Below are 21,681 nucleotides of genomic sequence, written 5' to 3' on the forward strand. Positions count from 1 at the left end.
CTGACTTCAGAGTCTAGCGCGCCTCCTGGCTTTCCAATTACGGAGAACAGTTGTTAACTGGATGACATGAGTCACACCCTCGGCATCCGGCAGGCGCAGAAGCAGAAGACCCGGCAGTCGCTCCTGGACGCCGCACTCGTACTGCTGGAGGAGCAGAGCCTGAGCAGCCTGGGCCTGCGCGAGGTCACCCGTGCCGTCGGCGTCGCCCCGACCGCCTTCTACCGGCACTTCCGCTCCATCGCGGATCTGGGCGTGGCCCTGGTCGAGGAGGCGCTGGGCAGTCTGCACCCCATGATCAGGACGACGGTGTCCTCGGCCGACGGTCACGACCAACGCATCGCGCGCGCCATCGAGTTGATCGCCGGTCATGTGAACGCGTACCCCGCTCACGTCCGTTTCATCGCCCGCGAACGACATGGCGGAGTCCAGCCGGTCCGGGAGGCCATCCGGGACCAACTGGCCCGGTTCGGCCAGGAGGTGAAGGACGAGCTGGCCAAGGACCCGGTGTCCGCGGGCTGGAGCGAGGACGACCTGCTCATGCTGGCCAACCTGTACGTCGACCAGATGCTGATCACGGCCTCGCTGTTCCTGGAGGCGCTGGAGGCCTCGGAGGAGGAGCGGACCCGCGTCTGCCAGGTGGCGGAGCGTCAGATGCGGCTCATCAGGATCGGCCGCGACCACTGGCTGGGCTGAGCCGCCGACAGCACACAGGGGCGGCACCCCCGTTCACCGGGAGTGCCGCCCCTGCCGTACGACGCCGTCCGTGCGGCGTCCTCACGACGTACGGGTCAGCTCTTCGTGGCCGCCGCGCTCGGGGTGCCGCTGGGGGCACCGCTCGGGGCCGTACCGCCGCCGGGGCCACCGCAGCCACCGCCCATGCCGCCCCGGCCGCCCCTGCCGCCGCCGGGGCCACCGCTGGGCATGCCCGAGGGATTGCCGCTGGGGGCGCCCGACGGCCGCGCGGTGGGGGCGCCCGAGGGTGCACCGCTCGGCCTCCCGGACGCGTTGCCGGTGGGTGCCTGACAGTTCTGGCCCGAGGTGCCGCTGTTCGACGTCGACGACGAGTCGGTCGAGCCGCACGCCACCAGGGCAAGGGGCGAGAGCGCCAGCAGGGCCACGGCGGGGAGGAGACGCACACGCTTCATGAGAGACCGCTCCAGGGAGGATGAGTGAGTCCTGAGGCCGGGAACTCAACCAACAGCCCTTAGGGCTTCCTTGAGTCCGCGCTGTCCCCTGCCTGTGGGCGAGGCAAAGCACGGCTAAAGGGACCCACCTGACCTGGGGTTCCGGTCGGATGCCGCACTTACTCGCTGGTACAAGGCCGTGACACAGGCGCGGACCGCGCTCAGGCGAGCCTGGCCCGGGCCAGCTGCCGCGACTGCGCGACCAGCCGGTCCTCGCTGTCCCAGACCTCGGCGTCCTCCTCCAGGAAGCCGCCGGCGAGGTTGCGGGTGGTGATGGAGACGCGCAGGGGTCCGGGGGCCGGGCGGGACCGCACATGGACGGTCAGTTCGACCGTCGGCACCCAGCCCTTCAGTCCGATCTCGAAGGCCGTGGGAGGCAGCGCGTCCACCGCGAGGAGCAGCGCGAAGGGGTCGGCGTCCCGGCCGTCGGCGAGCCCGAACCAGGAGCGCATCTCCCCCTTGCCGGACGGGGCACCGAGGGCCCAGCCCAGGGTGGAGGGGTCCAGCTTGAGCATCAGCCGCTCGGTGATGGCCGAACTGCCCTCGACGGGGGCCGGGCCGTCCTCGGGACCGAAGCACTGGTCCATCGGCGGGAACGCCGGCGGCTTCGCCGTCGTACGGACGTCGTCGGGCAGGGAGTCGAGGTCGCCGTAGGAGGCGAGGACGCGGATGCGCTCGACCTCCTCGCCCCGCTCGTCGTACTGGAAGAGCGAGGCCTGGCCGGTGGAGAGGGTGCGGCCGGTGCGGACGACGTCCGTGCGGACGACCGCGGGGCCCGGCTGGGACGCGGTCAGGTAGTGCGCGGAGATCGTGAACGGGTCGGGGTGCGGCAGGGCGTCCGCGAGGGCGCGGCCCAGGACCGCCAGCAGATAGCCGCCGTTGACGGCGCTGATGATCGTCCAGCCCGCGGAGAGGTCGATGTCGTAGACGCCGGGTGCGCGGCGGGTGACCGCGGTGTCCCGGTCGAACTCGCTGTCGCCGATCGTGGCACGCGTGGCGGAGCCTGCTTCTGGCATGCCTGAACGGTACAACAAGTGACTACTAAGCGGTAGCTTTCTCTCGCCGCCGGCAGGTCGGTGCCAGGTGAGACCCGGGCAATTTCCTGGTAAGCGTCCGCACACGTCCGTGAACCGATGCCCCGGCTTCCCCCTCTACAGGGGCATGAGCCTCACCGGGACCGCGTTCCTCTACACGCTGATCGTGCTGTCCGTCGTCGCCGTCGCGCTTCCGCTCGCCCTGTGGTCGCGGATCAGAGGCCACCGTGCCCTGCGCGCCCTGGCCAGGCTGCTGATGGTGCTGTTCGCCCAGGGCACGGCCGTCGCCCTCGTCTTCGTTCTGGTCAACAACCAGAACAACCTGTACGACGACTGGGCCGACCTGCTCGGCACCGGCAACCACGTCCAGCAGGCGGTGAACCTCGGCGCCAGCGGCACCGGCGGTATCTCGCTGAAACGTTTGCCCCGGGTGAAGCAGCACTTCGCGCAGGCCTTCGGCCCCGGCATGAAGGACGTGCGGGTGACCCAGCTCAAGGGCCGGGTGTCGGGCGTGAACGCCGAGGTCTACGTCTGGCTGCCGCCGCAGTACACCGAACCCGCCTACCGGCACCACAAGTTCCCCGTGGTGGAGCTGCTGTCGGGCTATCCCGGCTCGGCGAAGGCCTGGTTCGGGTCGCTGCACGCGGTCGACCAGCTGCGGCCGCTGATGCGGGACGGCCGGGTGGCGCCGTTCGTCCTGGTCGCCCCGCGCATGAACCTGCTGGCCGGGGTGGACACCGGCTGCGCCAACATCACCGGCACGGTCAACGCGGACACCTGGCTCAGCGTCGACGTGCCGAAGATGGTCACGGACAACTTCCGCGCCCAGGCAGGGCCGACGGGCTGGGCGGTGGCCGGGTACTCCGCGGGCGGGCACTGCGCGACGAAGCTCGCGGTCGCCCACCCCGACCGGTACCGGGCCGCGGTCAGCATGTCCGGCTACAACGACCCGATCGGCGAACGCAACTCGCTGGCCGCCGAGACCCCCGCCCTGCGCCGCGCCAACAACCCCTACGTGCTGCTGCGGGACACCCGCACCCCGCCCGCGATCGCGCTCTACGAGTCCGGGCAGCCGGGCGACGGCTACGAGGCGGCCACCGGCCTCGAACAGATCGCGAAGGCGCCGACGACCGTGCACGTCGTCTACATCCCGAAGAGCGCGGGCGGTCACAACATGGCGCTGTGGCGGCCGCAGGTGGTCCCGGCCTTCCGCTGGCTGACCGAGGAGATGGGACTGCTGCACGGCCGGGCGGGAACTACTCCTCACGCACGGTCGACCGCCGGTTCCACGCGCGCGGTGCTCGCCAGTGGAACCGCATCGCGAGCAGGCGCAGTACGAAGGCGGTGAGGGCCGCGAGCCCGCCGGTCACCGGGGTGAGGGCGTCGTAGCGGATGCACAGGACGGCCATGGTGGCGCCGACGATCGCCGGGACCGCGTACAGGTCGCGGTCCCAGCGCAGCAGCGAGGGCACCTCGCCCGCGACCACGTCCCGGAGCACACCGCCACCGACAGCGGTGGCCATGCCGAGCGTCGCGGACTGGGTCAGGCCCAGCCCGTACTCGTACGCCTTCGTCGTGCCCGCGACGCAGAACAGGCCGAGCCCTGCCGCGTCGAAGACGTTCACGCCGACCTGGATGCGCTCCACGTGCGGGTGCAGGAAGAAGACGAGCAGGGCTGCGAGGAGCGGGGTGATGAAGTACCCCAGGTCCGTGAAGGCGGCGGGCGGTACCGCGCCGATGATCAGGTCCCGGAACAGCCCTCCGCCCAGCGCGGTGACCTCGGCGAGGACGGCGATGCCGAAGACGTCGAAGTTCTTGCGGACGGCCAGCAACGCGCCCGAGATGGCGAACACGAAGATGCCGACGAGGTCGAGCGTGTGCTGGACGGAGGGACTGAACAGTTGCTGGAGCACCCCACATTCTTACCCGTGGACTGCTACAGGGCCGGTTTGCCCGTCGTGAACAGCCACGTCCCGAACAGGTCGTCCAGCTGCTGTCCGCTGATCTTCTCGGCGAGGCGGACGAAGTCGGCGGTGTTCGCGTTGCCGTAGCGGTGGAGTGCCGTCCAGGCCGGCAGCAGCTTGAAGAAGGCCGTGTCGCCGATGCGTTCGCGCAGCACCTGGAGGGTCATCGCGCCCCGCTGGTAGACCGCGGACGCGAACATCGTGTCGCGCTGGGGGTCGCCGACGGTGGTCTGCCAGAAGGGGCTGTCGGCGGGGCGGGCGTTGTAGCCCGCGAGGAAGGAGTCGTGGGCGCTGCGGGTGCCCCGGTGCTCGGCCCACAGCCACTGGGCGTACGTGGCGAAGCCCTCGTTGAGCCAGATGTCCTTCCAGTGCTCCACGCTCACCGAGTCGCCGAACCACTGGTGGGCGAGCTCGTGCACGATCGTCGTCTCGCTGCGCACCGCCGAGTAGGCCGGCTTCGTCTGCACCTCCAGCGAGAACCCCGCCTGCGGCATGTCGTCGACGATCGCGCCGGTCTCCTCGAAGGGGTACGGCCCGAAGACCTGCGACCAGTAGTCGGTGGCCTCGGCCGTCACGCCGTACACGTCGACGCTGTTGCTGTTCTCCAGCACCGGGTCGATGGCGGTGTAGATGGGGATGCCGCCGGGGGTCGTCCCGGTGCGCACGTCGAACTTCCCGATGGTGGCGGTCGCGAGGTAGGTCGCCATCGGCTTCTTCTCGCGCCAGTGGGTGTACGTCGAGCCGCCCTTGTCGTACGTCGAGACGAGCCGGCCGTTGGAGACCGCGGTCAGGCCCTTGGGGGTCTTGATGCGGATGTCGTACGTGGCCTTGTCGGAGGGGTGGTCGCTGGACGGGAACCAGGTGGAGGCCGCGTTGGGTTCACAGGCGACGAAGACGCCGTCGGGGGTCTTCATCCAGCCGTAGTCGGAGCCGAAGACGATGGGGCCGTTGAGAGGCTGCGGCACACCGCCGTAGGTGACGGCGACCGTGAAGTCGTGGCCCTTGCGCAGGGACTCGCGCGGGGAGATGCGGATCTCGTCGCCGTCGCGCGTGAACTGGGCCCGTCTGCCGTTCACTTCGACCCGGGTGACCTCGAGTTTCTGCAGGTCCAGGTCGAAGGAGGAGAGGTTCTGGGTGGCGCGCGCGGTGAGTGTCGTAAGGCCGTCGAGGCGGTCGGTGTCCGGGTTGTACGCCACGTCGAGGGTGTAGTGCCGGGCGTCGAAGCCGCCGTTGCCGAGGTTCGGGAAGTAGCTGTCGCCGATGCCCGGTGCGCCCGGGTGGGGGCCGGGGGAGGCGGCGACGACGAAGAAAGAGGCCACCGCGGTCGCGATGGCCCCTGAACGTGCCGAACGGGAGAGTTTCATGAGTCGTCGTCCCTTTCGAGCGTGTACCGATAAGTCGGACACGGACGACTCTTCACTCTCCCGTTCGGGCATGTGCATGACTTTGCCAACTCGTCATGCGCTACTTGTCGGTTGACTCCTGACGATCCGCTTCCGGTTCCGGTGAGCCCGGGGTGTCGGAGGCGGGTTCCTCGGCGGCGGCCGGCTCCTGGACCGCTGCGGCGGGCGTGGTCCTGGCCCCCGGGCCGGTCTTCGCCGACGTGGCCTCGGCGTCGGCGGTGACCTCCGCCGCGGGCTTCTCGGCCGTCTCCGCCGAGGGCTCGGTGTCCTCGGAAGCGACCACCTGCGCCGCCACGGCCGCCGACGTCTCCGCCGACTCGGCCAGCACCTCGTCGGCGACCAGTGCGGCCGCCTCCTTGGCGACCGACAGCAGGACCGTGTCCTGCGGAGCCTGGTCCGCGAAGTTCTCGGGGTGGTGGCAGGCCACGCGCTGGCCGGGGCGCAGCTCGATCAGCTGCGGCTCGGTGGTCTTGCAGACCTCCGTCGCCTTCCAGCACCGCGTGTGGAAGCGGCAGCCCGAGGGCGGTGAGATCGGGGACGGCACGTCACCGCGCAGCAGGATGCGCTCGGACTTGGCGCCCCGGCGCTTCGGGTCGGGCACCGGCACCGCCGACATCAGCGCCTTGGTGTACGGGTGCATCGGCGCCTCGTACAGCGAGGTGCGGTCGGCGAGTTCGACGATCTTGCCGAGGTACATCACCGCGATGCGGTCCGAGACATGGCGGACGACGGACAGGTCGTGCGCGATGATCACGTACGTCAGGCCCAGTTCGCTCTGCAGGTCGTCCATCAGGTTCACGACCTGCGCCTGGATCGACACGTCCAGCGCGGACACCGGCTCGTCCGCCACCACCAGCTTCGGCTTCAACGCGAGCGCACGCGCGATCCCGATGCGCTGACGCTGGCCGCCGGAGAACTCGTGCGGGTAGCGGTTGAAGTGCTCGGGGCTCAGGCCGACCAGCTCCAGAAGGCGCTGGACCTCCTTCTTCACCCCGCCCTCGGGCTCCACGCCCTGGAGGCGGAAGGGCGCCGAGACGATGCCGCCGATGGTGTGCCGGGGGTTCAGGGAGCCGTACGGGTCCTGGAAGATCATCTGGATGTCCCGCCGCAGCGGACGCATCCCGGCGGCGCTCAGCCGCGTGATGTCCTGGCCCTCGAAGTGGATCGAGCCGCCGGTCGGGTCCTGTAGCCGGGTGATGACCCGGCCCATCGTCGACTTGCCGCAGCCCGACTCGCCGACCACGCCGAGCGTCTCGCCCTTGTGCACCTCGAAGTCGATGCCGTCGACCGCCTTGACCGCGCCGACCTGGCGCTGCAGGACGCCCTTGCGGATCGGGAAGTGCTTCTTCAGGCCCTCGACCTTGAGCAGCACCTCGCGCTCTTCGGGAGCCGCCGGGTCCGGTGTCTTCGTCTCACTCACAGCTTCGGCGCAATCTCTTCGGTCCAGATCCGCGTGCGGTCCTCCGGCGAGAGGTGACACGCGGAGAAGTGCCCGCCGCCGACCTGCTGGAGCTCCGGGCGCACGGTACGGGTGACATCGCCCTTGGGGATGTCCGCGTACGGGCAGCGGGGGTGGAAGGCACAGCCCGAGGGGATGTTGATGAGGCTCGGCGGCTGACCCTTGACGGGGATGAGCCGCTCGGAGGTCTCGCGGTCGATGCGCGGCATCGAACCCAGCAGGCCCCAGGTGTACGGGTGCTGCGGGCGCTCGAAGACGTCGTCGACGCTGCCCCGCTCCACACACCGGCCGCCGTACATCACGAGGACGTCGTCGGCGATCTCGGCGACCACACCGAGGTCGTGGGTGATCAGGACGACCGCGGAGCCGAACTCCTTCTGCAGATCCCGGATGAGGTCGAGGATCTGCGCCTGGACGGTGACGTCGAGGGCGGTCGTCGGCTCGTCCGCGATCAGCAGCTCGGGGTTGTTGACCAGGGCCATCGCGATCATCGCGCGCTGGCGCATACCGCCGGAGAACTCGTGCGGATAGCCGTCCACGCGCTTGTCCGGCTCGGGGATGCCGACCCGGTCGAGCATCTCGACGGCCCGCTTGCGCGCGACCTTCTTGCTGACGTCGTGGTGAACCCGGTACGCCTCCACGATCTGGTTGCCGATCGTGTAGTACGGGTGCATCGCGGACAGCGGGTCCTGGAAGATCATCGCCATCTCGCGGCCGCGCAGCCTGCGCACCTCGTCCGGGTCGGCGGAGACCAGTTCCTTGCCGTCCAGCCAGATCTCGCCGGACATCTGGACGTTCTTGCCCTGCGCGCCGAGCCGGTGCAGGCCCATGATCGCCAGCGAGGTGACGGACTTGCCGGAGCCGGACTCGCCCACGATGCAGAGGGTCTTGCCCTTCTCCACCTGGAAGGTGAGTCCGTCGACGGACTTGACCAGGCCGTCGTCGGTCGGGAAGTGCACCTTGAGGTCGCGGACCGCGAGGAAGGCGTCGGGGGCGTTCCCCGGAGCCGGCTCGCCCAGGGCGGCACCGGTCTTGGAGAGTTCGGTCACGAGAGCCTCACCCGCGGGTCGGCGGCGGCGTACAACAGGTCCACCAGGAGATTTGCGATCACGACGAAGAGGGCGGCGAGCAGGGTGACGCCGAGGATCGGGGGCAGGTCGTTGTCGGTGATGCCCTGCACCGCGTACTGGCCGATGCCGGGCAGCGAGAACACCGTCTCGGTGATCACCGCGCCGCCGAGCAGCAGACCCAGGTCCATGCCGAAGACGGTGATGATCGGGGTCAGCGCGGCCCGCAGCCCGTGCCGGGTCACGACGGTGCGCTCACGCAGGCCCTTGGCGCGGGCCGTGCGGATGAAGTCCTCGTTCATCGTCTCCATCATCCCCGAGCGGGTGAGCCGCGCGTAGATGGCGGAGTAGAGCAGCGCCAGCGAACACCAGGCCGGGAACAGTGTGTTGGCCCACTGGAACGGGTTCTCGGTGAACGGCACATAGGTGCGGCCGAAGATCGGCCACTGGTAGGTGAAGAGCAGCAGCGCCAGGTTGCCCGTGAAGAACATGGGCAGCGAGACACCGGCGAGCGCGACACCCATGAAGGTGCGGTCGAAGAAGCTGCGGGGCCGCAGCGCGGAGATCACGCCGATCACCACACCGGACACCAGCCAGAGCACGGCGGCACCGGCGGCCAGCGAGACGGTCACCGGAAGGCGTGAGGTGAGCTGCGGCCAGACCTCGACGTGGTTCTTGAAGGAGTAGCCGAAGCAGGGCGCGCTGCAGTGCGCGGTGGTGGGGCCCAGGTTGTAGGTGGCGCCGGCCACGATCCCCTTGATGAAGTGCCAGTACTGCAGGTACAGGGGGTCGTCCAGACCGAGGTTCTGCTTGACCGCGAGGATGTCGGCCTTCGTCGGGCTCTTTCCGATGTACTGCTGCGCGAGCTGGTCGGCGGACTGACCGGCCATGCGCGGCAGCAGGAAGAAGATCGCGAAGGTGACCGCGGTGACGACCAGCAGCAGGAGCACTGCCGCGAACGTCCGACGGAGGATGTACGAGATCACGGGGACCGGCGCTGGTGCCCGCGGGCTGCTGAGCCCGCGGGCACCAATGCCTTCACCTGCCTTCCGGGGCTACTTCTTGGTCGTGCCGATGTTGAGGTAGTCGTACTGACCGCTGAAGGCCGCCGTGGACACCAGGTTGGTGAAGCCCGCGGGGCGGTACAGCAGGACCTTGAAGTAGGTCAGCGGGACGAGCGCCGCCAGGTCCATCGCACGCTTGTCGATCTGCCCGTACAGGGCGTTGCGCGCGGTGTCGTCCTCCGTGGCGATGGCCTTCTCCAGCATCTCGTTGATCTGCTTGTCGTCCAGATACGAGAGGTTGGTGTTGCCGGAGGCGCCGATCGCGTCACCGTGCAGGATCTGCTGGAGGAAGCCGTAGCCGGAGTTCCAGTCGGCACCCCACTGCATCATGTGCAGGCCGATGTTCTGCTTCTTGTCGAACGTCGGCACACCCGCGTAGTCGGTGAAGTACTTGCCCGACGGGTACTGCTTCAGGCTGGCGTTGATGCCGACCTTCTTCAGCGAGGCGATGATCGCGGTGGCCGCGTCGATCTCCTGCGGACGGTCGCTGCGCGCCGAGAGGTTGGTGTTGATCGACGTCTTGCCGCAGGCCTTCAGCTGCTCCTTGGCCTTGGCGACGTCACCCTTGTTGCCGGTGGTCGCGTAGACGTCGGCCTTCTGGTACCCGGTGATGTCGGGCGGCAGGACGGTGGTGGCGACGTCACCGCGGATCGGGCCGCCCTCGGCGGTCTGCACGGAGACCTTGTCGATGGCGTACTCGACGGCCTTGCGGCACTCGACCTTGTCGAACGGCGCGACCTGGTTGTTGATCGCCATGTAGACCAGACGGCCACCGTAGGTGTTGTCCGTGTTGGCCTTCAGGTCGGCGCTGTTGACGACCTTCGCCTGGGTCGCGGCCTGGACACCGGTACCACCGAGGTCGATCGCGTCACCGGCCTGGACGTCCTGGTCGATGGTCTCGGCGTTGACCTTGAGCTTGACGACGATCTTGTCCGGGTACTGCTTGCGCAGCGGGTCGGTCTTCGGGTCCCAGTTCTCGTTCTTGACGAGGACGGCCTGCTTGCCCTCGTCGTAGCTCTGGAACTTGTACGAGCCCGAGGACACGATGCTCTTGACGTAGTCGATGCCGGTGTCCTTGGCCTGCGGCACCGGAGCCGTCTGCGGGGTCGCGACCAGGTAGTCGAACTCCTGGAAGGGACGGTTGAGCTTGAAGACGATCGTGGTGTCGTCCGGCGTCTCGATGGACTTCAGGCCCTCGGCGCTCTTGTCCTTGTAGGGACCCTTGTACTCCTTGCCGCCCTGCATGAACTGCTGGAAGTAGTTCGGGCCGAGGGAGAGCACGTCACGCGCGAAGTTGGAGCGCTCGACGGCGTACTTGACGTCCTTCGAGGTGATCGCGGTGCCGTCCTGGTACTTCAGGCCCGAACGGATCTTGTACGTCCAGGTCTTGCCGCCCTCGCTCGGCTGGCCCGCGCTCGCGGCGAGGTCCGGGACGAGCTTGTTGCCCTCTTCGCCCGCGCCGGGCTGGAAGGTCATCAGCGGGCGGGCGTACAGCCGGCTGAGGTTGTACATGTAGGCGTAGTACGTGTTGCCCGGGTCGAAGGAGTCCGGGACGTCCGAGTACTCGTACGTGACCGTCCCACCCTTCTGGGTGGAGGCGTTGACGACCCCCTTGGTCGCTGCGTTGGCCCCAGCCGACTTGTTCCCGTCTCCACCGTTGTCATCGGCTTTGCTGCAAGCCGAGAGCAACAGGCTCGCACTGCCGATGGCCGCTACAGCGGCCAGCGCTGACCTTCGCATGATGGTCTGCTTCCCCTTTGTTGTCGGAAATCTTGATGACTCTCACCGCCGCCGCGGGTCAGCGGCTGCGCGGGTCGAGAGCGTCACGGAGACCGTCGCCGAGCAGATTGAATGCCAGCACGGTCACGAAGATGGCCAGACCAGGCACGATCATGAACTGGGGGTCGACCTGGTAGTAGTCGACCGCCTGGTTGATCATGCCGCCCCAGGACGCCTGCGGAGGCTGGATGCCGACGCCGAGGAAGCTCAGGGACGCCTCGAAGAGGATGTTGGTCGGGATGAGCAGCGTCGAGTAGACGATGATCGGGCCGACGAGGTTCGGCAGCAGCTCGCGGAAGAGGATGTAGGGCCCTCGGGCCCCCATCCCCCGCGAGGCGTCGACGAACTCCCGCTCGCGCAGGGCCAGCGTCTGACCGCGCACGATGCGGCCCAGGTAGGGCCAGTTGAAGAAGCCGATGACGAAGATCAGCACGCTGATGTGCAGCGGCAGACCCTCCAGGCCGAAGGCACCGCCCTGGAGGGTGGCCGAGATGGCGATGGCGAACAGCAGGAGCGGGAACGCCAGGAAGGTGTCCATCAGCCGGCTGATGATCGTGTCGACCCGCCCGCCGTAGTAGCCCGCGACCACGCCGAGGACGGCGCCGATCGTGTTGGACAGGACCGTGGCGCCGAAGGCGACGACCAGGGAGACCCAGGAACCCTCGAGGATGCGGGTGGCGATGTCGCGGCCGAACTTCGGCTCCACACCGAGCGGATGGTCCCAGCTCATGCCGCCGAAGTCACCCTTGGGCAGCGAGGTGTTGGGGTCGATCAGTTCCTGGTGCAGGGCGTTCGGGTCCAGGCCGAACATGGCCTGGATGGGACGCGAGAGCACCGCGAGCAGGATCAGCAGGATGACGATCACACCACCGGCGACCGCCACCTTGTCCCTCTTGAAACGGGACCAGGCGATCTGCCCCAGGGAACGGCCCTCGATCAGCCCCTTGTCGACGCCGACGAGGACAGCCTCCGGCTGTGCCTCGGCCTGCGCCCCGGTGGTCTCGATCGGTGCGGTCACAGTGACCCGACCCCTCTCGCCGGTGGTGACCGGCCTACACCTGCCGTGGATTACGGCTTTGTCGACTTGCTCGTGTTCACAGGATTCTCCGATCCCGCATCTGACTGGGGAGTCTTCAACGTGGCTGCGATCACCCGCCAGGCCTGGCGAAGAAAGTATGCGCAACCGTGATGCAGTAAGGAGGATTCCGTTATCCGAACACTGGGTAACGCCCCTCGGACGCGGGGCAGTTGGGACAGAAGCGGAGATTAGCGGACCTTGCGGACCAATCTCCGCTATCTACGCGCGGAGAAACGTGGTTGTAACGTGATGGCGTAAGAAAGAGGAAAGTGACTTTCAGTAGCCTCCGCGGGCCGGAGGGTAGCCGTACCCGGCTGCCGGGGCCTGCGCGGGGGCACCGTGGGCCTCGCGGTCGTAGAAGGGCCGCGCCCCGGCTCGCATCCACAGGGCCACCGGGTCGTATTCGTCGGACATCGCCACGGTCGACACCGGCAGGCCGTCCGGGACGGCGCCGATGGACTGCTGCATCATCGCGCGCACCGAGTCGACGGCCGAGGGGCTGGTGTCGTACACGTCGAGACCGATGGCGAGATACGGCGCCCCGAGCGCCGGCTGCACCCAGGCGCGGCGCAGCGAGCGGACCGCCGGGGTGCGGTGGGCGTTGTGCGCGAGCAGGGCGTAGAACTGGGGGACCTCGATACCGGGTTCCGACAGCCGCAGCGGTCCCGCGGGCTGACGCTCCAGGCCGGTCGCGATGCGGCGCAGGTCGAGCCAGGGGATGCCGACGCCGCCGCCCGGGGCGTGCGGGTTGAGCCAGAGCCCGTAGTGGTCGGGGAACAGGGTGCGGGCCACGTCGATACCTTCGACCACTTCGTAGGAGCGGTTCCAGCCGCTGGCGCTCAACTCCTGGGCGGAGGTGACACAGGGGGCGTAGCCGTAGCCCTCGACCTCCATGTTTCCGTACTGGGCGTCGGGGGAGCCGGACTGGCCGTGCCACAGAAGCATCCAGACCTGGCCGGAGTTGGGGGTCGCGAGGGCGCGCAGCAGTGCCTCGTAGGCGTCGTAGCGCCCGGGGGTCACCTGACGCAGCATGTGCTCGACCTGGCCGGTCGTGGTGGCGCTCACCCTGTTTCGCCCCTTCTTGAAGTCGGCCCCGAGTGTGGACCCAGCTTAAGCGCCCACGGGCCCGGGATCTGTGCGCCGTCGGCGGGTACGGGTCGTCCGTGACCCGGCGTGCCCCGCGGCGGACCGCATAGTGGCACAAGTCCCGCGCCCCCGGCCGGGTCGGTCCGCTAACCGTGCGTGTAGAAGGGCCGCACCTGTTCGCGCATCCAGTGCCCCACCGGGTCGTCCGCCACGTCCAGCAGGACCAGGTTGACCGGCCACCGGACCGGGGTCAGGTGCAGGGCCCTGCCGAGGGCGTCCATCGGCAGGGTACGCAGGTCGCCTTCCCACTGGGAGAGTTCGACGCCGACGAACATCACCGGGTCGGCCGTCTCGATGGCCGCCAGGCAGCGGCGGGCCGTCAGGACCACGCCGGTCGCCGCGAACTCCGCCGAGGCGGTGGCGAGGAAGTCGACCGGGTCGTCCTGCCAGTCCGGCTCGTAGAGCTTGACCCGCCCGCCGGTGTTGGGGCCGTCGAGGGGGGTGCGACCCACCCGGCAGAGGTCGGCGACGGCGGCCGGGGGAAGCGGGACGCCGACCACGCCGTCGGGGTTCACGGCGATGCCCACGTGCGGGGGCAGGCCACGGGCGAACTCGACCGCAGGGGCGATGGTGCACGACAGATGACTGCCGACGACCTGGCGGAACTGCTCCTCGGAGCTGAAGACCGGGACGAACGCCTGGCCCCCGATCTCCAGAGTGGGCAGGTCGAGGGGGCCGCTGTGCGGGCCCCCGCCGTTCGGCAGGGGGATCCAGACGAAGCTGCGGCCGAGCACCTCGATGATCCGGGCACCTGCCGAGGGCATGCCGAGGGAGGCGGAGAGCACCTCCTCCAGTTCGTTGCCCGGCCATCCGCCGTGCGGATGGGGGTGTGCCGTCTGTGCCGGGAACTCCGAGAAGTCCGCGGGGAGATCCGCCGGGAAATCCATCTGTCTGACCGCCTGCTGTGAACCCAGTACTGATACGGCTGAAAGGCTAGCGGGTACGGCGGAAGCCGGACCGGCCCGGAAAAGGTTCTCTCCTACTTCAGCCGCTGAAGCCGATCCGCCGCAGGACGTCCGCCGCCGCCCGGTCGACCAGCACTGCCGACGCGCAGCCCGGCGGCAGGTCGCCCCGCTCCACGGCACGGATCAGACGGGCGGCCGCGCCCCGGTGGCGCAGGAAGGCGTACCGCGAGACACCCCGGCCGCGTTCGCGCTGACCCTCCAGCGCGGCGTCCGCCGTGACGTCGAGGAGCAGCAGGTGCAGGGCGCCGCCCCGGCGGCGGGCCTCGCGGGCCAGCCAGCCGCGCACCCAGGTCTGCGTCCCGCAGTCGTGCACGACGACTCCCTCGCCGGAGCGCAGGGCGCGGCGCAGCCCGGCGTAGTGCGCGAGCCGGACCAGGGGGCGGTAGACGGCGTACGGCAGGAAGGAGGAGAGCCGGTCGTCCCAGCGGTCGCGGGTGTCCTGGGAGTCGATGCGTGTCCCGCTGACCGCACGCTTCATCAGGGTGGACTTGCCGCTGCCGGGCAGGCCGGTGATGACGACGAGGTCCCCGGGGCCGAAGAGCAGGGCGTGCGGGCTGTGTCCCAGGCGGTCGCGCAGGTCACGGACGACCGGCGCCGGGCGCGTGCCGCGGGCCTCGACGGCCGGGGCAGCGGGCTGCTTGGGCAGCGCCAGGCCCGTGGTCGTCGCGTACGCGGTGGTCCTGTTCACCGTCATCGTCCTCCTCCGGGGTCAGGGTCTCCCCTCCCCACCGAGCGTAAAGAGAAGGTAATGGATGATCTCCCGTGATTCTGTACGCGTACCGCCACAAGCCAGTTACAAAGGGAGGGGCCGGGTGCGGCCCTGCCGCCCGCCCGCGATGCGTGCAATGATGTCCGCGCCAACTGCATACCGGCCGCTTGAATCCGCGCGGGAGAGTCCTGGGTACGTGTACCCGGGCGCCGAAGGAGCAAGTCCCTCCCTTGAATCTCTCAGGCCCCCGTTACCGCGCGGGCGAGGCACATCTGAAAAGCGGGCCGCCACTCGAAGGCGGCTCCACCCACGGTGCAAGCCATGTTCCTCATGGCGAACCTCTCAGGTTCCGATGACAGATGGGGAGGAATCACCTCGCCCGTCACACCCATGTCCTGGGATCCCTGGAGACGACCGTCCGATGAGCAGTTCTGAACCCCGTCACACCGCCCTCGATGCCCTGCATCGCTCGCTCGGCGCGACGATGACCGACTTCGCCGGCTGGGACATGCCCCTGCGGTACGGCTCCGAGCGCGACGAACACAACGCGGTGCGCACGAAGGCCGGGCTCTTCGACCTATCCCACATGGGGGAGATCACCGTGAGCGGGCCGGCCGCGGCCGCCCTTCTGGACTTCGCCCTCGTCGGCAACATCGGGTCCGTCGGTGTCGGCCGGGCCCGCTACACCATGATCTGCCAGGCCGACGGCGGCATCCTGGACGACCTGATCGTCTACCGGCTCGCCGAGACCGAGTTCATGGTGGTCGCCAACGCCTCCAACGCCCAGGTCGTCCTGGACGCGCTGACCGAGCGCGCGGCCGGCTTCGACGCCGAGGTGCGCGACGACCGGGACGCGTACGCGCTGATCGCCGTCCAGGGACCGGAGTCGCCGGGCATCCTCGCGTCCCTGACCGACGCCGACCTCGACGGGCTGAAGTACTACGCCGGTCTGCCGGGCACGGTCGCCGGGGTCCCCGCGCTGATCGCGCGCACCGGGTACACCGGCGAGGACGGCTTCGAGCTGTTCGTGAAGCCGGAGCACGCGGTCGAGCTGTGGCAGGCGCTGACCAAGGCCGGCGAGGGTGTGGGCCTGGTCCCCTGCGGACTGTCCTGCCGGGACACCCTGCGCCTGGAAGCGGGCATGCCGCTGTACGGGCACGAGCTCTCGCGGGAGCTGACCCCCTTCGACGCCGGGCTCGGCCGGGTCGTGAAGTTCGAGAAGGAGGGGGACTTCGTCGGGCGCGAGGCCCTTGGGAAGGCCGCCTCGCGTGCCGCCGAGAACCCCCCGCGCGTCCTCGTCGGCCTGGTCGCCGAGGGCCGTCGGGTGCCGCGTGCCGGGTACGCCGTCGTCGCGGGCGGCCAGGTGATCGGCGAGGTCACCTCCGGCGCCCCCTCCCCCACGCTGGGCAGGCCGATCGCCATCGCGTACGTCGACGCCGCGCACGCGACGCCGGGCACGGCCGGTGTCGGTGTGGACATCCGGGGCAGCCACGAGGCGTACGAGGTCGTGGCGCTGCCGTTCTACAAGCGTCAGAAGTAAGCGCCGGAAGCAGGCGTCGCAAGCAGGCGCCGGAAGCAAAGGCTTGAGCAGGCGCCCGGAAACAGGCGGCCGGACATGGTCGCCGTAGGTGATGCTGAGCACATAGTCGCTGCTCACGCACGCCTTCCGCAGGACCCCCATCCACCAGCACTCCCCCGCGTACAGGAGAATTCAGGCCATGAGCAACCCCCAGCAGCTGCGTTACAGCAAGGAGCACGAGTGGCTGTCGGGCGCCGAGGACGGCGTCTCGACGGTCGGCATCACGGAGCACGCGGCCAACGCGCTCGGCGATGTCGTCTTCGTTCAGCTCCCGGAGGTCGGCGCCACGGTGACCGCGGGCGAGACCTGCGGCGAGCTGGAGTCCACCAAGTCGGTCAGCGACCTGTACTCCCCGGTGGCCGGTGAGGTCACCGAGGTCAACGAGGACGTCGTCAACGACCCGTCGCTGGTGAACTCCGCCCCCTTCGAGGGCGGCTGGCTGTTCAAGGTACGCGTCACGGAGGAGCCCGCCGACCTCCTCTCCGCCGACGAGTACACCGCCTTTTCCGCCGGCTGAGGAGCTGCACACCCGATGACCGTGACGTCCGCACTGAACACGCCCCTGCACGAACTCGACCCGGAGATCGCCGCCGCGGTCGACGCCGAGCTGAACCGCCAGCAGTCCACCCTCGAAATGATCGCGTCCGAGAACTTCGCACCGCTCGCGGTCATGGAGGCACAGGGCTCGGTCCTGACCAACAAGTACGCCGAGGGCTACCCGGGCCGCCGCTACTACGGCGGCTGCGAGCACGTCGACGTGGCCGAGCAGATCGCGATCGACCGGGTCAAGGACCTGTTCGGCGCCGAGTACGCCAACGTGCAGCCGCACTCCGGCGCCTCCGCCAACCAGGCCGCCCTGTTCGCGCTGGCCCAGCCCGGCGACACCATCCTCGGGCTCGACCTCGCGCACGGCGGTCACCTCACCCACGGGATGCGGCTGAACTTCTCCGGCAAGCAGTTCGACGTGGTCGCGTACCACGTCGACGAGGCCGGGCTCGTCGACATGGCCGAGCTGGAACGGCTGGCCAAGGAGCACCGCCCGAAGGTGATCATCGCGGGCTGGTCCGCCTACCCGCGGCAGCTGGACTTCGCGGAGTTCCGCCGGATCGCCGACGAGGTCGAGGCGTACCTGTGGGTCGACATGGCGCACTTCGCGGGACTGGTGGCGGCCGGGCTGCACCCGAACCCCGTCGAGTACGCGGACGTGGTCACCTCCACCACCCACAAGACGCTCGGCGGACCGCGCGGCGGGATCATCCTCGCGAAGAAGGAGTTCGCGAAGAAGCTGAACTCCTCCGTCTTCCCGGGCTTCCAGGGCGGTCCCCTGGAGCACGTGATCGCGGCGAAGGCGGTGTCCTTCAAGGTCGCCGCCTCCGAGGAGTTCAAGGAGCGCCAGCGGCGTACGGTGGAGGGTGCGCGCATCCTCGCCGAGCGCCTGACGGCCGACGACGCCCGGGAGGCCGGGGTCGACGTGCTCTCCGGCGGCACCGACGTGCACCTCCTCCTCGTCGACCTGCGCGAGTCCGAGCTGGACGGGCGGCAGGCCGAGGACCGTCTCCACGAGGTCGGCATCACGGTCAACCGCAACGCCGTCCCGAACGACCCGCGCCCGCCGATGGTGACGTCGGGGCTGCGGATCGGCACGCCCGCCCTGGCCACCCGCGGCTTCACGGCCGAGGACTTCGCCGAGGTCGCGGACGTGATCGCCGAGACGCTGAAGCCGTCGTACGACGGGGAGTCGCTGAAGGCCCGGGTCAAGGCGCTCGCCGACAAGCACCCGCTGTACCCCGGCCTGAACAAGTAGTTCCACGGTGGGGGCACCCGACGACGTGTGCCCCCACCCTCTTTGAAGGAGTTCCCGTGGCCATCTCGGTCTTCGACCTGTTCTCGATCGGCATCGGCCCGTCCAGCTCCCACACGGTCGGCCCGATGCGCGCGGCCCGTATCTTCGCCCGCCGCCTGCGCAACGAGGAGCTGCTGGACTCCGTCGCGTCGGTGCGCTGCGAGCTCTACGGCTCCCTTGGCGCGACCGGCCACGGCCACGGCACCCCGAAGGCGGTGCTGCTCGGTCTGGAGGGCGCCTCCCCGCGCACGGTGGACGTGGAGGGCGCGGACGAGCGGGTGGAGCGGATCAGGGCCACGGGGACGCTGAACCTGCTCGGCGAGCGCGAGATCCCGTTCTCCTTCGACGACGACCTGGTCCTGCACCGCCGCAAGGCACTGCCGTACCACGCGAACGGCATGACGGTGTGGGCGTACGACGCCTCGGGCGCCGAGCTGCTGGCGAAGACGTACTACTCGGTGGGCGGCGGTTTCGTCGTCGACGAGGACGCGGTCGGCGCGGACCGCATCAAGCTGGACGACACGGCCCTGAAGTACCCCTTCCGCACCGGCGACGAACTGCTGCGCCTGGCGCGGGAGACCGGTCTGTCGATCTCCTCGATGATGCTGGAGAACGAGCGGGCCTGGCGCACGGAGGACGAGATCCGGGCCGGCCTGCTGGAGATCTGGCGGGTGATGCAGGCGTGTGTGTCGCGGGGCATGTCCCGTGAGGGCATCCTGCCGGGCGGCCTCAAGGTGCGCCGCAGGGCCGCCGTCACCGCGCGCCAACTCCGCGCGGAGGGCGACCCGTTGGCGCACTCCATGGAGTGGATCACGCTCTACGCCATGGCGGTGAACGAGGAGAACGCGGCGGGCGGCCGGGTGGTGACCGCCCCGACCAACGGGGCCGCCGGCATCATCCCCGCGGTGCTCCACTACTACGTGAACTTCGTGCCCGGCGCCGACGAGGACGGAGTGGTGAGGTTCCTCCTCGCCGCCGGCGCCATCGGCATGCTGTTCAAGGAGAACGCCTCCATCTCCGGCGCCGAGGTCGGCTGCCAGGGCGAGGTCGGTTCCGCCTGCTCGATGGCCGCCGGCGCCCTCGCCGAGGTCCTCGGCGGCTCCCCCGAACAGGTCGAGAACGCGGCCGAGATCGGCATGGAGCACAACCTCGGCCTCACCTGCGACCCGGTCGGCGGCCTCGTCCAGATCCCCTGCATCGAGCGCAACGGCATGGCCGCGGTCAAGGCGGTCACGGCGGCGAAGATGGCGATGCGCGGGGACGGCACGCACAAGGTGTCCCTGGACAAGGTCATCAAGACGATGAAGGACACCGGCGCCGACATGAGCGTCAAGTACAAGGAAACTGCGCGGGGCGGGCTGGCGGTGAACATCATCGAGTGCTGAGGGGATGAGCCCTGAGCAGCACGTTCCTGTCTTTCAGCGCTGTCAGGGCCTTCCCTGCCCACGCGGCGGAAAGTCCCTGGAAAGTCCCCAACGGTACTGATCCGCCGGCGCCGGCTAACGCAGGCCCGACGGAGTCTCGTGAGGGGCCGCTGTGGCGAGGAACTGGGTCGCGGCCAGTTCCGCGTACAGGGGGTCCTCGGCCACCAGTTCGGCGTGGGAGCCGACCGCGCGGACCAGGCCCGCGTCCATGACCACGATGCGGTCGGCCATGGTCACCGTGGACAGGCGGTGCGCCACCACGAGGACCGTCACGTCCTGGGAGACCTCGGCGACCACGTCGCGCAAGGCCAGTTCGTTGACGGCGTCCAGTTGCGAGGTCGCCTCGTCGAGCAGGAGCAGCCTGGGCTTGCGCAGCAGTGCCCGGGCGATCGACACGCGCTGGCGCTCCCCACCGGAGAGTTTCGAGCCGCGGTGACCGACGGGTGTCTCCAGTCCCTGCGGCAGCCCCGCCACGAGGACTTCGAGCCGGGCGCGGACGATGGCGTCGTGGATCTCCTCCTCGGTGGCGTCCGGCGCCGCGAACACGAGGTTCTCGCGCAGCGTGCCCGACAGGACGGGCGCGTCCTGCTCCACGTATCCGATGGCGGCGCGCAGTTCGGCCAGCGGCCACTCGCGCACGTCCCGGCCGTCCACCAGGATGCGGCCGCCGCTGACCTCGTAGAACCGTTCGATCAGGGCGAACACCGTGGTCTTGCCCGCGCCCGAGGGACCCACGAAGGCCGTCATGCCGGCCCCGGGCACCTCGAAGGTCACGCCCTGGTGGACGGGGGGCAGGTCGTCGCCGTAGCGGAAGGTCACGTCCTCGAAGGCCACCGTGGCCGGGGCCGTGTCCGTGCGCCCGGCCGGTTCCCCCGCCGCGTCGGTGTGCTCGGTCTCCAGCTGCTCGGCCCGGGTGATACGGGCGATCGCCGCCGCGCCCACCTGGTACTGCTGGCCTGCCTCGACGATCCTGCCGATCGGGTCGAACAAGTAGAAGAGGAAAAGGAGGAAGGCGACGAGCGTGGAGACCGGGATCGCGCCCGAGGCGACCCGCGCGCCACCGATGCCGAGCACCGCCAGGAACGAGATCTGCACCGCGAGTCCGATCGAACTCCACGTCAACGCCTGCCACTTGGCCGACTTCACGCCGTGCCGCCAAGCCTCCTGTGCCGCCTCGTCCAGCTTGACCGTCTCGCGCGCCTCCGCGCCCGAGGCCTTGACGGTGCGGTAGGCGCCGAAGACCCGCTCCAGCGCGGTGGACATGACGCCGACGGCCTCCTGGGAGCGCTGCGTGGCCTGCGAGATTTTCGGCATGACCAGGCCCATGGCGATACTGACGAGCACGATGACGCCGAGCGTGACGCCGAGCAGTACCAGGTCCATCACGCCCATCAGCACGACGGTCGCGAGGAAGGTCAGACCGCCGGTGACCGCGGAGACCACCGCCTGGGTCGTCACCGCCTTCAGCAGGGTGGTGTCCGAGGTGATCCGGGACATCAGGTCCCCCGGCTGGGCGCGCTCCACCTCCGACAGGCGCAGCCGCAGCAGCCGCCCGACCAGGGTGCGCCGGGCCACGAGCACGACGGACTCGGCGGTGCGCTCCAGGACGTAGGCGCCCACGGACTGCATCGCGGAGCCGAGCACCACCAGTGCGGTGAGCAGCACCAGCATCCCGGCGATGGAGCCATGGCCGCCGAGCCGGTCCACGAGCGCCTTGGCCGCCAGCGGCTGGAGGAGGCCGGACACCGAGCCCAGCAGCGTGAGCAGGCCGGCCAGGGCGATGGCGCCGCGGTGCGGCCGGAAGTAGCGGTACAGGGCTCGCCGGGTCTCCCCCGCGGGAAGCCGCTCGGCCTTCGACGCCTCCGCCGCCCGTCTCGCCTCTTCGTACTTGGCGTTCTTGGCGTTCTTGGCGTTCTTGGCGTCGCCGCGCGCCATGTCCTTCTCCGGTTTCGCTGTGGTGGTCACGACGTCGAATGAAGCACT

General features: G+C 69.5%; 19 protein-coding genes and 2 riboswitches. Of the genes, 6 read left to right on the top strand and 13 right to left on the bottom strand.

All coding sequences use genetic code 11. The annotated features are described in order from the left end of the window. Positions 1-66: 66 nt before the first annotated feature. Positions 67-693 carry a TetR family transcriptional regulator gene (locus ACZ48Z_RS19305; protein ID WP_468737039.1) on the top strand — a complete coding sequence of 209 codons (627 nt, stop codon included), beginning with the start codon at positions 67-69 and terminating at the stop codon, positions 691-693. 95 nt (positions 694-788) lie between these two features. Here ACZ48Z_RS19305 and ACZ48Z_RS19310 read toward each other — a convergent pair whose 3' ends face one another. Continuing rightward, positions 789-1,145: a hypothetical protein gene (locus tag ACZ48Z_RS19310; RefSeq protein ID WP_468737040.1), complete on the bottom strand. Its 357-nt coding sequence runs from the start codon at positions 1,143-1,145 to the stop codon at positions 789-791. A gap of 200 nt (positions 1,146-1,345) precedes the next feature. Continuing rightward, positions 1,346-2,200, bottom strand: coding sequence for a thioesterase family protein (locus tag ACZ48Z_RS19315; protein ID WP_468737041.1), 855 nt, complete (start codon positions 2,198-2,200; stop codon positions 1,346-1,348). Positions 2,201-2,345: 145 nt separating this feature from the next. On the opposite strand from ACZ48Z_RS19315, the gene ACZ48Z_RS19320 reads away from it, so the two are divergent. Beyond that, on the top strand, positions 2,346-3,566 hold the full coding sequence (locus tag ACZ48Z_RS19320) for an alpha/beta hydrolase (protein ID WP_468737042.1): 1,221 nt from the start codon (positions 2,346-2,348) through the stop codon (positions 3,564-3,566). Here the strand turns inward: ACZ48Z_RS19320 and ACZ48Z_RS19325 are convergent. The 10 genes from ACZ48Z_RS19325 to ACZ48Z_RS19370 form a co-directional block, all read right to left on the bottom strand. After that, entirely contained in the window at positions 3,475-4,131 is a 657-nt protein-coding gene (locus tag ACZ48Z_RS19325) for a trimeric intracellular cation channel family protein (protein WP_468737043.1), read from the bottom strand. The two genes, ACZ48Z_RS19320 and ACZ48Z_RS19325, sit on opposite strands and share 92 nt — an antisense overlap. Before the next feature lie 23 nt (positions 4,132-4,154). Continuing rightward, positions 4,155-5,546 carry a M1 family metallopeptidase gene (locus ACZ48Z_RS19330; RefSeq protein WP_468737044.1) on the bottom strand — a complete coding sequence of 464 codons (1,392 nt, stop codon included), beginning with the start codon at positions 5,544-5,546 and terminating at the stop codon, positions 4,155-4,157. A 100-nt stretch (positions 5,547-5,646) separates the two neighbouring features. Continuing rightward, positions 5,647-7,005 carry an ABC transporter ATP-binding protein gene (locus tag ACZ48Z_RS19335; RefSeq protein ID WP_468737045.1) on the bottom strand — a complete coding sequence of 453 codons (1,359 nt, stop codon included), beginning with the start codon at positions 7,003-7,005 and terminating at the stop codon, positions 5,647-5,649. Further along, entirely contained in the window at positions 7,002-8,093 is a 1,092-nt protein-coding gene (locus tag ACZ48Z_RS19340) for an ABC transporter ATP-binding protein (RefSeq protein ID WP_468737046.1), read from the bottom strand. Before ACZ48Z_RS19340 ends, ACZ48Z_RS19335 begins: the two co-directional genes overlap by 4 nt. Beyond that, the gene (locus ACZ48Z_RS19345; protein ID WP_468737047.1) at positions 8,090-9,097 is read right to left on the bottom strand and encodes an ABC transporter permease; all 1,008 of its coding nucleotides are present in this window, start codon (positions 9,095-9,097) and stop codon (positions 8,090-8,092) included. Before ACZ48Z_RS19345 ends, ACZ48Z_RS19340 begins: the two co-directional genes overlap by 4 nt. A gap of 69 nt (positions 9,098-9,166) precedes the next feature. Then, complete coding sequence (locus ACZ48Z_RS19350; protein WP_468737048.1) at positions 9,167-10,915, bottom strand: ABC transporter substrate-binding protein; 1,749 nt, start codon at positions 10,913-10,915, stop codon at positions 9,167-9,169. 58 nt (positions 10,916-10,973) lie between these two features. Next, the gene (locus tag ACZ48Z_RS19355; RefSeq protein WP_468737049.1) at positions 10,974-11,972 is read right to left on the bottom strand and encodes an ABC transporter permease; all 999 of its coding nucleotides are present in this window, start codon (positions 11,970-11,972) and stop codon (positions 10,974-10,976) included. 336 nt (positions 11,973-12,308) lie between these two features. Beyond that, positions 12,309-13,064, bottom strand: a complete 756-nt coding sequence (locus ACZ48Z_RS19360; protein ID WP_468737115.1) for an enhanced serine sensitivity protein SseB C-terminal domain-containing protein — start codon at positions 13,062-13,064, stop codon at positions 12,309-12,311. A gap of 200 nt (positions 13,065-13,264) precedes the next feature. Then, entirely contained in the window at positions 13,265-14,065 is an 801-nt protein-coding gene (locus ACZ48Z_RS19365; RefSeq protein WP_468737050.1) for an enhanced serine sensitivity protein SseB, read from the bottom strand. A 97-nt stretch (positions 14,066-14,162) separates the two neighbouring features. Then, a complete protein-coding gene (locus tag ACZ48Z_RS19370; RefSeq protein ID WP_468737051.1) occupies positions 14,163-14,837 on the bottom strand; it encodes an AAA family ATPase in 675 nt (224 codons plus the stop codon). Positions 14,838-15,020: 183 nt separating this feature from the next. Beyond that, a riboswitch (glycine riboswitch) is annotated at positions 15,021-15,118 on the top strand. Next, a riboswitch (glycine riboswitch) is annotated at positions 15,119-15,221 on the top strand. Positions 15,222-15,273: 52 nt separating this feature from the next. Here ACZ48Z_RS19370 and gcvT point away from each other — a divergent pair. From gcvT to ACZ48Z_RS19390, 4 genes are all read left to right on the top strand, one after another. Then, entirely contained in the window at positions 15,274-16,392 is a 1,119-nt protein-coding gene (gcvT, locus tag ACZ48Z_RS19375; protein ID WP_468737052.1) for a glycine cleavage system aminomethyltransferase GcvT, read from the top strand. A gap of 178 nt (positions 16,393-16,570) precedes the next feature. After that, positions 16,571-16,948 (top strand): glycine cleavage system protein GcvH, encoded by a 378-nt coding sequence (gene gcvH / locus ACZ48Z_RS19380; protein WP_164435166.1) that lies wholly within the window; start codon positions 16,571-16,573, stop codon positions 16,946-16,948. A gap of 15 nt (positions 16,949-16,963) precedes the next feature. Further along, positions 16,964-18,235 carry a serine hydroxymethyltransferase gene (glyA, locus tag ACZ48Z_RS19385; RefSeq protein ID WP_468737053.1) on the top strand — a complete coding sequence of 424 codons (1,272 nt, stop codon included), beginning with the start codon at positions 16,964-16,966 and terminating at the stop codon, positions 18,233-18,235. Positions 18,236-18,291: 56 nt separating this feature from the next. After that, entirely contained in the window at positions 18,292-19,659 is a 1,368-nt protein-coding gene (locus ACZ48Z_RS19390) for an L-serine ammonia-lyase (RefSeq protein ID WP_468737054.1), read from the top strand. Between the two features lie 114 nt (positions 19,660-19,773). Here the strand turns inward: ACZ48Z_RS19390 and ACZ48Z_RS19395 are convergent, their stop codons facing one another. Continuing rightward, positions 19,774-21,633: an ABC transporter ATP-binding protein gene (locus ACZ48Z_RS19395; protein ID WP_468737116.1), complete on the bottom strand. Its 1,860-nt coding sequence runs from the start codon at positions 21,631-21,633 to the stop codon at positions 19,774-19,776. Positions 21,634-21,681: the final 48 nt, after the last annotated feature.

The organism is Streptomyces sp. NPDC031225, assembly GCF_055570355.1.

What these genes read in the sequence shown, in the direction of transcription:
- ACZ48Z_RS19330 (WP_468737044.1), bottom strand. Translation starts at nt 5,546, where the DNA reads ATGAAACTCTCCCGTTCGGCACGTTCAGGGGCCATCGCGACCGCGGTG.
- ACZ48Z_RS19305 (WP_468737039.1), top strand. Translation starts at nt 67, where the DNA reads ATGAGTCACACCCTCGGCATCCGGCAGGCGCAGAAGCAGAAGACCCGG.
- ACZ48Z_RS19315 (WP_468737041.1), bottom strand. Translation starts at nt 2,200, where the DNA reads ATGCCAGAAGCAGGCTCCGCCACGCGTGCCACGATCGGCGACAGCGAG.
- glyA (WP_468737053.1), top strand. Translation starts at nt 16,964, where the DNA reads ATGACCGTGACGTCCGCACTGAACACGCCCCTGCACGAACTCGACCCG.
- ACZ48Z_RS19370 (WP_468737051.1), bottom strand. Translation starts at nt 14,837, where the DNA reads ATGACGGTGAACAGGACCACCGCGTACGCGACGACCACGGGCCTGGCG.
- ACZ48Z_RS19365 (WP_468737050.1), bottom strand. Translation starts at nt 14,065, where the DNA reads ATGGATTTCCCGGCGGATCTCCCCGCGGACTTCTCGGAGTTCCCGGCA.
- ACZ48Z_RS19350 (WP_468737048.1), bottom strand. Translation starts at nt 10,915, where the DNA reads ATGCGAAGGTCAGCGCTGGCCGCTGTAGCGGCCATCGGCAGTGCGAGC.
- ACZ48Z_RS19360 (WP_468737115.1), bottom strand. Translation starts at nt 13,064, where the DNA reads ATGCTGCGTCAGGTGACCCCCGGGCGCTACGACGCCTACGAGGCACTG.
- gcvH (WP_164435166.1), top strand. Translation starts at nt 16,571, where the DNA reads ATGAGCAACCCCCAGCAGCTGCGTTACAGCAAGGAGCACGAGTGGCTG.
- ACZ48Z_RS19320 (WP_468737042.1), top strand. Translation starts at nt 2,346, where the DNA reads ATGAGCCTCACCGGGACCGCGTTCCTCTACACGCTGATCGTGCTGTCC.
- ACZ48Z_RS19395 (WP_468737116.1), bottom strand. Translation starts at nt 21,633, where the DNA reads ATGGCGCGCGGCGACGCCAAGAACGCCAAGAACGCCAAGAACGCCAAG.
- ACZ48Z_RS19310 (WP_468737040.1), bottom strand. Translation starts at nt 1,145, where the DNA reads ATGAAGCGTGTGCGTCTCCTCCCCGCCGTGGCCCTGCTGGCGCTCTCG.
- gcvT (WP_468737052.1), top strand. Translation starts at nt 15,274, where the DNA reads ATGAGCAGTTCTGAACCCCGTCACACCGCCCTCGATGCCCTGCATCGC.